Genomic DNA, 9,571 nt, shown 5'->3' with positions numbered 1-9,571 from the left:
GTCCTGGCCTATGATCTGGGGATCAAGCGGAACTCGCTGCGGCTGCTCGCCGAGCGGGGCTGCCGGGTCACCACCTTGCCCGCCCACACCACGGCCGGTGCCGTGGCGGACGAGAAACCCGACGGTCTGTTCCTTTCCAACGGGCCCGGCGACCCGGATGCCGTGGGTCACGCACTCGAGGCGATCCGGCGCTGCGCGGAGCAGCGGACCCCGGTCTTCGGCATCTGTCTCGGCCACCAGCTCGTGGCGCGCGCGTTCGGCGGCAGCACGTACAAGCTGCTGTATGGACACCGCGCGGGGAACCATCCGGTTCGGCGGCTGGATGACGGAGCCGTGGAAATCACCTCGCAAAACCATGGCTTTGCCGTGCGCCGCGGCGCGGGCCACCACGATGTAGAAGGCGCCCCCGCCCTGGTGGTCACACATCTCAACTTGAACGATGGCACCATCGAGGGGCTGGCGCACCGCGAGCTCCCTGTTTTCAGCGTGCAGTATCACCCGGAAGCGGCGCCCGGGCCGCACGACTCGCGCTACCTCTTCGACCGCTTCGTCAGAGCGATGAGCGCGGCGCGAGGGCGGGAGTCTTGACTCAAGTGCAGGGCTCACATTAAGCTACGCGCCCGTCTTGTATGAACATAGCCGATTCCAGCGGTCGATGCCTCGCCGGCTTCTTTTTTCTCGCCCGTACCCTGGATAGCCAGGGCGGAGAGCGCGCTCCCGCCCAAACTCACTCTCGTGCGCTAGTGGGAGGAATCATGACGAAAGCCGACCTCGTCGAGCAGGTAGCCAGCTCGATTGGCCCGGGTATCACCAAGAAGGACTGTGCCCTGATCGTGGACGGCCTGCTGACCGCCATCAAAGACGCCCTTGCGGAGCACAACAACATCGAGATCCGTGGCTTCGGCACGTTCAAGGTGCGGAGGCGGCGTTCCCGGATGGCGCGCAATCCGCGGACGGGTGATGCGGTCGAGGTGCCGGCCCGGGCGGTGCCGATCTTCAAGCCATCCAAGGATCTGCGCGTGCAGGTCTCGGTCGAGGTGGGCTGAGTTCCTCGGGGGCGGGCTCTCTGCTGCGGGCGCCCTATCCGGCGAGCCGGGTGGGGCGCTCCGTCGTTTAACGTTCTGGCCGTTAGGCGCGTCTGTCCTTCAGGCGATATCCCGTGAGTGAGCGTGCAGGTCCCCGCGTCCTCCCGAGCTCGGCGGCGGGAGCGGGGGAAGATGAAGTTGCAGAGATCCAGCGGGCGCGAGGGGGCGATGGCCAGGCGCTCGAGCGGCTGGTGGCCCGCTACCTGGGCGACGTTTACGACGTCGCGCTGCGCGTTCTGGGCGAAAGGGAGCTGGCGGAGGATGCCGCTCAGACCGCACTGGTGAACGCCTTGCGGGCGCTGGACGGGTTCCGCGGGGAATCCAGCTTCCGGACCTGGCTGCTGCGGATCACCGTCAATACCGCTCGCTCCCTGGCCCGCCGGCGCCGCCAGCGCCGCGAGGTGTTTCTGGATGCGGCGGCCGGAGTGCCGGGGGGCGACGACGTGGGGAGGGCTGCGCTGCTGCGTGCGGAGGCGGAGCGCGTGCGCCTGGCGCTCGAGCGGCTGCCGCCGAAACAGCGGCTGGCCGTGACCTTGCGCATTTATCAGGACCTGAGCTATCGGGAGATCGGGACGGTCATCGACTGCTCGGAGGGCGCCGCTCGCGTGAACTATCATCTGGGAATCAAACGGCTGAGGGAGTGGCTGGGATGAAGCCCGGGGATTGCGCCCGCATGCAGGACCTGCTGCCGGCCCGCGCGGCGGGCCGACTGAGCACGCCGGAGCTCCAGGAGCTGGACGCCCACCTGTCGGGGTGCGAGCTTTGCCGCGCCGAGGCGGAGCTGATCGCAACGCTGCGCCGCTGGGCGGTGGCGCCGCCACCGGGGCTGCAGCCGCTGGTGCTGCGAGCACTGCTGGGTTCGGCGCCGCGCCGCCGCCTCATTCGGCGCCCCGCGCTGCTGGCCGCCAGTCTGGCGGCGGCCCTGCTGGGGGGCACCGTCTTGCTCCGCGCCGTGCTCGGCGGAGGCGAGACCCTGTCGCGGGCGTCCGCCGGTGCGCCATCGGATCTCTTCGAGCAGACCGTGCCTGGCTGGCCGGGGGCGAACGGATGGCTGGCCGGCGGGGTCGTGCCGGAACATTTTTCGGAACCGGAACTGGAACTACTCCTGGCGGAGTTCGATTCGTGAGTCGCGTGCGGCCTGGCACTGGCGTGCTGCCGATCTTCCTGCTTTGTGCTCTGGCGCTGCCCGGCATTCTGGTGGGACAGTCGCCGCAGCGGGCGGACTCCCGCCGTGCCGCGCTCGAGGCGCAGTTGCTCGAGCGTTTCGTCGAACATGTGGCGGGGCGGCTCGAGCTGGACGAAGCAGGCCGGCAGCAACTGGGCGCGGTGCTCGGCGCGAGCGCCCGGCGGCGGGGTGAGCTGGCCCGCGAGGCCGCCCGGCTGCGCCGTGAGCTGGGGCAGGCGCTCGAGGATTCCGCTACGGCGGACGCCGGGTTCGTGCGGCTGCTGGATGAGTTGGCCGCCGTGCGCGCGGGCGAGCTCGAGGTATGGGGCGAGGAGCAGCAGGGGCTGGCGCGGCTGCTGACTCCGCGGCAGCGGGGTGAGTTCACAGTGCTGCGGGCCCGTTTCCACGAGCGTGTGCTCGAGTTGAGGCGGCGCGGCGCGGGGAAGCAGGGGTCGAGGGGACGGCATCCGTGAATCCCGGGGGGCCACCGAACCCTGACGGGGTACCGGCCTGACTCCGATATTGACCCCGCGGCGACGCGGGGTTTTTCGTGTACCTGACTACAGGCGATGGGCTATGGAACGCTACGACCTGGCTGTGCTGGGCGGCGGCACCGCTGGGCTGGTGACAGCCGCCGGCGGCGCACTGCTCGGCGCCCGAGTCATTCTCTTCGAGCGTGACCGGCTGGGCGGCGACTGCCTGTGGACCGGCTGTGTGCCCACCAAGTCCCTCATCCGCAGCGCCAAGGTTTACCACCTGGCCCGCCACGGTGAGCTGCTGGGGCTGCCGCCGCTGGCGGCGGCAGCCGACTTTGCCCAGGTCATGGAGCGCATGCGGCGCGTGCGCGCGGCCATCGAGCCGCACGATTCGCCGGAACGGTTCCGCGGCCTGGGTGTGGACGTCGCGCTCGAGCCGGCTCGCCTCGAAGCCAGAGGCCGCGTCTCTTCGGCGTCGCGACAGATCGAGGCGCGGCGCATTGTCATTGCCACGGGCTCGCGGGCCGCCGCGCCGCCGATCCCCGGACTCGAGGATACCGGCTACCTGACGCACGTGGAGGCGCTGGAACGCGACCACCTGCCCGCCAGCATCCTGATTCTGGGCGGCGGAGCGATTGGCCTCGAGTTCGCACAGTTGTACGCCCGCTTCGGCGTGAGCGTCACGGTCATGGAGCGGGAGCCACAGCTCCTGCCCCAGGCCGCGGATCCGGAGATTGCCGAGGCACTGCGCCGGGTGCTGGAGCTGGAAGGCATCCGGGTCCTCACCGGCGTGGCCGTGAGCGCCGCCGAGCGGGCGGCGGACGGGCGGAAGCGGCTGCGTGCCGGCCAGGAATGGCTGGCCGGCGAAGAGATCTTCGTCGCCACCGGCCGCCGGCCTAATGTGGAGGGCATGGAGCTGGCCGAGGCCGGCGTGGCCGTCGCACCGGGCGGGGTCGTCGTCGATGACACGCTGCGCACGAGCCAGCCCGCAGTCTTTGCGGCGGGCGACGTGACCGGGAAGCACCTGTTCACCCATATGGCGGATTACCAGGCGCGCCTCGTAGTGGCCAACGCGCTGGTGCCGCTGGTGCGTCGCCGCGCGGACTACTCCGCCGTGCCCTGGGTCATTTTCACCGACCCCGAGGTCGCCGGCGTCGGACTGTCCGAGGCGGAGGCAGGCCGCCGTTACGGCAACGTGCAGGTCTTCCGCTACGGCTTCGAGGACCTCGACCGAGCGATCATCGACGGACAGGCTCAGGGGATCGTCAAGCTGGTGGCGGATCGCCGCGGGCGGCTGCTGGGCGCGCAGATGATCGCCCCCGATGCTGGCAGCCTGATCGCCAGTCCGATCGTAGCGCTGCGCGCCAGACTCCGGCTGGGCCAGCTCGCCGGGGCAGTGCACCCCTATCCCACGCTCCCCGAAGGCGTGCGCAAGGCGGCGGAGACGGTGTACCGGCAGAAACTGGAAGGCGCGGGCGGGCGCTTGCTCCGGCGCCTCGTCCGCCTGCGCTCTGTCCGCTAGGGGGGCGTCAGGCGCCGGTCGCCAAAATCCTGCAGCCAAATCTTGCCGCCCGGCCGGGGGTCGCCTACCTTGCAGGCAACCTATGCGCGTGCGTCTTCTCCTCTTCGCCCTCTACCGCGACCTGGCTGGCACCGGCGAGCTCGAGCTCGAGCTGCCGGAGGGTGCCACCGCGGCTGCGGCGGTGGCTGCAGCTCGAACCCGGGCCGCGGGTCTCGCCGGCCTCCCCGCCGTGCCGGTCGTCGCCGTGAATCAAGAGTATGCTCGCCTGGATGCGCGGCTCGAGGAGGGTGACGAGCTGGCGCTGCTTCCGCCCGTCGCCGGCGGGTGAGTGATGGATACCCGTGTGACCCGCCAGCCGCTGGACCCCGCCGCGCTGCTGGCCCGCGTCGGCGGCCCCAGCGACGGCGCTGTGCTGCTCTTCCTGGGCACCGTACGGGACCATAACGACGGCCGGCCGGTCAGCGGGTTGTTCTACGACGCGTACCTGGAGATGGCGGAGCGGGTGCTGCGCGAGATCGCGGCGGAGGCTTCGCAGCGGCTGGGCACACGCCGCATCGCAGTGGCGCATCGCATGGGCGAGCTGGCCGTGGGCGAGGTGAGCGTGGCCATCGCGGTTTCCAGCCCGCATCGCGCCCAGGCCTTCGACGCCTGCCGCTTCATCATCGAGGAGATCAAGCGTCGCCTTCCCGTCTGGAAGTCGGAGCGGTACGCGGACGGGCAGACGGATTGGCTCGAGGGGCGCGGTCCCCCGGTGACAGAGCCGGCCCATGAGTGAGATGCGGGACGGCTTCGGCCGGCGCATCGAGTATCTGCGCATCTCGGTGACGGACAAGTGCAACCTGCGCTGCGTCTACTGCATGCCCGAGGAAGGCCTGCCCTGGCTCCGGCGCGACGAGATCCTGAGCTACGAGGAGATTTCCCAGGTCGTGCGGGTCATGGCCGGCATGGGGCTGCGGCGCGTCCGCATCACCGGCGGCGAGCCGCTGGTCCGGCGGGAGCTGCCCGCGCTGGTCCGGATGCTGGCGGCCGTTCCCGGTATCGAGGATATCGCCCTCTCCACCAATGCGGTGCTCCTGGCTCCTCTGGCGGATGAGTTGAGGGACGCGGGCGTGAACCGCGTCAACATCTCGCTGGACTCGTTGCGTGCGGAGCGCGTGGACGGAATTGCCCGCCGCCCGGGGGCCTACGCCCGCATTGTCGAGGGGCTCGAGGCGGCGGAGCGCGTGGGGTTCGAGCCGATCAAGATCAACACCGTGGTGATGCGTGGCCGCAATGACGACGAGCTCGAGGAATTCGCTCGGGTTACGCTGGAGCGCGCCTGGCACGTGCGCTTCATCGAGCTCATGCCCGTGGGTGAGAACCTGGGGGTCTCGGCGCGCGAGTTCATTTCCGCCTTCGAGATGCTGGCCCGGCTGGAGCGGGTCGGCGCGCTCGAGCCGATCGCGGGGCCGCAGGGGAACGGGCCGGCCACCTACTTCCACTTTCCCGGTGCAGCGGGTACAGTGGGCGTGATCACCCCCATGAGTCACAACTACTGCGACCGCTGCAACCGCATGCGTCTCACGGCGGACGGGCAGTTGCGGCCGTGTCTGTTCGGTGAGATCCAGACCGACCTGCGGGGTCCGCTGCGGGCCGGCGAGCCACTCGAGCCGCTTGTCGCCTATACCCTGCGTGTGAAGCCGGAGCGCCACTGGCTGATTCAGGGCAGCGCCGCGGGGTCGGGCGGGCTGCTGGCGCTCTCGCAAGTCGGTGGATGAAGCCTGTTGACCGAGGGGAAGCGGCGCGACGGCTCGGACATCCTAGCGGCCATGCCCTGGCGCTACACACGTCTCCTCACGCCCGCAGAAATATCCGCACTCTGGCTGTATCTGCAGAGCATACCCGCCCGCTCCAGCGCAGAGAAGCAGAGAGCGCCGTAGCGGCCACTCCGCGCGTTGACACCTCTGCCGGCCGCTCCTACTTTGCCGCGCGGTTGAAGACAGCCGCGCAAGTCAGGGGAATCGCATCATGGTCGACAAGATCACGGTCGTGGGGGCGGGCAACGTAGGCGCCACCACAGCCCAGGGGCTGGCGCGCCGCAGCCTCGCCCGTCGGCTGGTGCTGGTAGACGTCATCGAGGGTGTGCCCCAGGGCAAGGCACTGGACCAGTGGGAATCCGCGCCCATCGAGGGGTTCGAAACGCAGCTCGCGGGCAGCAACGGCTACGAGGAGGCGGCGGGCTCGAACCTGGTCGTGGTCACGGCGGGCATCGCCCGCAAGCCCGGGATGAGCCGGGAGGATCTGCTTAACACGAACGCGCGCATCGTGCGCGAGGTCTCGACCCACATCCGCGACAGCTCGCCGGATGCCATTGTCATCGTGGTATCCAACCCGCTGGACGTGATGGCCTACGTGTGCAAGCAGACCACGGGCTTTCCGCGCGAACGGGTGATCGGCATGGCGGGCGTGCTGGACACGGCACGCTACCGCGCCTTCCTTGCCACGGAGCTGGACGTCAGTGTGCAGGACATCCAGGCGCTGGTCCTGGGCAGCCACGGCGACACCATGGTCCCCCTCGCCTCCTACACCACGGTCAGCGGCATCCCGCTGAGTCAACTGCTGGATCGGCAGCGCATCGAGGCGCTGGTCGAGCGGACGCGCCAGGGGGGGGCCGAGATCGTGGGGCTGCTCAAGACGGGCAGCGCCTACTACGCGCCCGCCGCCGCCACCGTCCAGATGGTCGAGGCCATGGTTCGCGACCAGCGGCGCATCCTGCCCTGCTCGGCCTGGCTCGAGGGGGAGTACGGCCTGGAAGGCCTCTTCCTGGGCGTCCCCTGTAAGCTCGGGCGCGGCGGTCTCGAGCAGGTGCTCGAGGTCGAGCTCACCAGTAAGGAGCGCATCGAGCTGAACCGCTCCGCCCAGGCCGTGAAAGAAACCATGGCCTTGCTCTCATAGCCGCGGCAGCGTCACCCCCCGCTGGTCCTGATACTTCCCCTGCCGCTGCGCGTACGTCAGCGCCGGAACTTCATCCCCCTGGAAGAACAGGAGCTGGGCGATCCCCTCGCGCGCATAGATCTTGGCCGGTAGCGGCGTGGTATTCGAGATCTCCAGCGTAAGATGGCCGCACCACTCGGGCTCCAGCGGCGTCACGTTTACAATGATACCACATCGGGCATAAGTGGATTTGCCCACGCACACCACCAGCACGTCACTGGGAATGCGGAAATACTCGAGCGTCCGTGCCAGGGCGAACGAGTTGGGAGGGATGATGCAGTGGTTCCCATGGATGTCCACGAACGAACGGGGGTCGAAGGCCTTGGGGTCCACCACCACGCTATGCACATTGGTGAACACCTTGAAGTCATCGGCCACCCGGATGTCATAGCCGTAAGATGACAGGCCGTAGCTCACCACGCCGTCCCGCACCTGTCCCGGCTCGAACGGCTCGATCATCCCGTGATTCTCCGCCATCCGCTGGATCCATTGATCATTCTTGATGGTCATGAGAGGCTCGCCCCAGGGGTCCGCTCGCCCGCTTCCAGCCGCCCGCCCGCGGCGCCAAAGTAGGAGGCGTCCGGGCGCTGCGGCAAGCCACGTTTTCGGCTTGACACCCCGCCGCGCGGCTCGATAACTTGGCCCGGCCCAGAACGTGAAGGAATTCACAAGCTCGGAGCGGCCGCAGTGCTCGAGGCATACGTACCGGTGCTGATCCTGTTCGGCGTGTCGCTGGCCAACGCGGTGGGGATCGTGGTGCTGTCGCACCTGCTCAGCCCGTTCCGGCCCACGCCGGCCAAGGTGATGCCGTACGAGTCGGGGATGGTGCCGCTGGGGAACACTCGGGAGCGCTTCTCGATCAAGTTTTACATGGTGGCGATCCTGTTCATTGTCTTCGACATCGAGACGGTGTTCCTGATCCCGTGGGGGGTGGTGTTCCGGCGTCTGGGGCTCTTTGGTTTTGCGGAGATGCTGGTGTTCCTGGGAGTACTGGCGGTGGGTCTGGTGTACGCGTGGAAGAAGGGAGCGCTGGAGTGGGAGTAGAGGGGTCGGCGGGGCGGCCGGTGTTGCCGGGAGTCTTGCCCGGCGGCGCCAGTTGGCTGACCACGAAGCTGGATTTCGTAGTCAACTGGTCGCGGCGCAACTCGTTGTGGCCCATGCCCTTCGCCACGGCGTGCTGCGCCATCGAGATGATGGCCTTGGCGGCCTCGCGCTTCGACATGGCACGCTTCGGCATGGAGCGGCTGGCGTTTTCGCCGCGCCAGGCGGACGTGCTCATCTGCGCCGGGCGGGTGGCCTACAAGATGGCGCCGGTGCTGCGCAAGATCTGGGACCAGATGCCGCAGCCCAAGTGGTGCATTTCCATGGGAGCGTGCGCCTCGTCGGGCGGCGTGTTCGACGCTTACTCGATGGTGCAGGGGATTGACACGATCATCCCGGTGGATGTCTACGTGCCCGGTTGTCCGCCGCGGCCCGAGGCGCTGATGTACGGGCTCCTGATGCTGCAGGAGAAGATCAAAGGCGAATCGGTGTTGCAGCGGGAGCTGCACCGGCAGTTGCGGGCTGAGGATGCGGCGGCGGTGGGCGAGCCGAACATGCCTGCGTCGGTGATCGACGCGATAACGGGCCCGTTCGGCAACTCGACGCAGCAGAACCGCGCCAGCGGTCTGGTTTCGACGGGTGCCCTGGCGCAGCCTAGGGATCGCCAGCCGTGAAGGAGAAGGAACTGGGGGAGGGGCTGGCGGGGCTTGAGGCGGGTCCGTCCCCGAGTGAGGCGGATGTGGGAGCACCCCTGCCACCCCAGCCAGGCGCGCAGGAGCACCCCTCGCTGGCAGCCCTGCTCTCGCGGTTTGGCCCGGCCGTGCTGCGTCACGAGGTGGTGGCGGGGGACGAGCAGGTAGTCTTCGTTCCGCCGGAGCGGAGCCTCGAGATCCTGGGCTGGCTGAAGAACGAGCCGTCCCAGCACTACGATTTCCTGGCTGACCTGACTGCCGTGGACTACGGCGGCGGCCGCCCCGTCCAGATCGTCTACCAGCTCTGGTCGATGCCGCGTCGGCGCCAGCTCCGCGTCAAGGTGGAGCTGCCGCTGGCGGCGCTCGAGGTCGACTCGGCCGTCCCGCTCTGGCGGGCTGCGGACTGGCTCGAGCGCGAGGTCTACGACATGTTCGGCGTCCATTTCCGCGGGCATCCCGACCTGCGGCGCATTCTCATGCCCGAGAACTACGCGGAGGGGCACCCGCTGCGGAAGGACTTCCCGCTGCGCGGGCGCTTCAGCCGGGCGGAGCAGACGCGGCAGGCGTTGGCGTTGGAGGCGGAGGACTACTACATCCCGCAGGAGCTCGAGATCGCG

At 68.9% G+C, this 9,571-nt stretch carries 12 protein-coding genes and 1 pseudogene; 12 read left to right on the top strand and 1 reads right to left on the bottom strand.

Annotated elements, in window-relative coordinates; translation table 11 throughout:
* From HY703_08845 to mdh, 9 genes and pseudogenes are all read left to right on the top strand, one after another.
* Positions 1-588 (top strand): carbamoyl phosphate synthase small subunit (locus tag HY703_08845; GenBank protein MBI4545288.1); only part of this gene is annotated, 588 nt, incomplete at its 5' end.
* A gap of 41 nt (positions 589-629) precedes the next feature.
* A complete protein-coding gene (locus HY703_08840; protein ID MBI4545287.1) occupies positions 630-1,046 on the top strand; it encodes an integration host factor subunit beta in 417 nt (138 codons plus the stop codon).
* Positions 1,047-1,159: 113 nt separating this feature from the next.
* Positions 1,160-1,738 carry a sigma-70 family RNA polymerase sigma factor gene (locus tag HY703_08835; GenBank protein ID MBI4545286.1) on the top strand — a complete coding sequence of 193 codons (579 nt, stop codon included), beginning with the start codon at positions 1,160-1,162 and terminating at the stop codon, positions 1,736-1,738.
* Entirely contained in the window at positions 1,735-2,211 is a 477-nt protein-coding gene (locus tag HY703_08830; protein ID MBI4545285.1) for a zf-HC2 domain-containing protein, read from the top strand. The genes HY703_08835 and HY703_08830 overlap by 4 nt, the downstream gene beginning before the upstream one ends.
* The gene (locus tag HY703_08825; GenBank protein ID MBI4545284.1) at positions 2,208-2,723 is read left to right on the top strand and encodes a hypothetical protein; all 516 of its coding nucleotides are present in this window, start codon (positions 2,208-2,210) and stop codon (positions 2,721-2,723) included. The genes HY703_08830 and HY703_08825 overlap by 4 nt, the downstream gene beginning before the upstream one ends.
* A 103-nt stretch (positions 2,724-2,826) precedes the next feature.
* A complete protein-coding gene (locus HY703_08820; protein MBI4545283.1) occupies positions 2,827-4,248 on the top strand; it encodes an FAD-dependent oxidoreductase in 1,422 nt (473 codons plus the stop codon).
* An 82-nt stretch (positions 4,249-4,330) separates the two neighbouring features.
* A pseudogene (locus tag HY703_08815) lies at positions 4,331-5,023 on the top strand (molybdenum cofactor biosynthesis protein MoaE).
* A gap of 1 nt (position 5,024) precedes the next feature.
* Positions 5,025-6,005, top strand: a complete 981-nt coding sequence (gene moaA, locus HY703_08810; GenBank protein ID MBI4545282.1) for a GTP 3',8-cyclase MoaA — start codon at positions 5,025-5,027, stop codon at positions 6,003-6,005.
* A 250-nt stretch (positions 6,006-6,255) separates the two neighbouring features.
* Complete coding sequence (gene mdh, locus HY703_08805; protein ID MBI4545281.1) at positions 6,256-7,182, top strand: malate dehydrogenase; 927 nt, start codon at positions 6,256-6,258, stop codon at positions 7,180-7,182.
* Here mdh and HY703_08800 read toward each other — a convergent pair.
* Positions 7,177-7,731, bottom strand: coding sequence for a dCTP deaminase (locus HY703_08800; protein MBI4545280.1), 555 nt, complete (start codon positions 7,729-7,731; stop codon positions 7,177-7,179). The genes mdh and HY703_08800 overlap by 6 nt on opposite strands.
* Before the next feature lie 177 nt (positions 7,732-7,908).
* Here HY703_08800 and ndhC point away from each other — a divergent pair, with 177 nt between their 5' ends.
* The 3 genes from ndhC to HY703_08785 form a co-directional block, all read left to right on the top strand.
* A complete protein-coding gene (gene ndhC, locus HY703_08795) occupies positions 7,909-8,265 on the top strand; it encodes an NADH-quinone oxidoreductase subunit A (protein ID MBI4545279.1) in 357 nt (118 codons plus the stop codon).
* A 35-nt stretch (positions 8,266-8,300) separates the two neighbouring features.
* Complete coding sequence (gene nuoB, locus HY703_08790) at positions 8,301-8,936, top strand: NADH-quinone oxidoreductase subunit NuoB (protein MBI4545278.1); 636 nt, start codon at positions 8,301-8,303, stop codon at positions 8,934-8,936.
* Positions 8,933-9,571: NADH-quinone oxidoreductase subunit C (locus HY703_08785; GenBank protein MBI4545277.1), on the top strand; the 639-nt coding region annotated here is incomplete at its 3' end. The genes nuoB and HY703_08785, both read left to right, overlap by 4 nt.

It is taken from the genome of Gemmatimonadota bacterium (assembly GCA_016209965.1).
GTDB lineage: Bacteria > Gemmatimonadota > Gemmatimonadetes > Longimicrobiales > RSA9 > JACQVE01.
The sequence above is the reverse complement of the archived record's forward strand: the minus strand, read 5'-3'. Positions and strand labels throughout refer to the sequence as shown.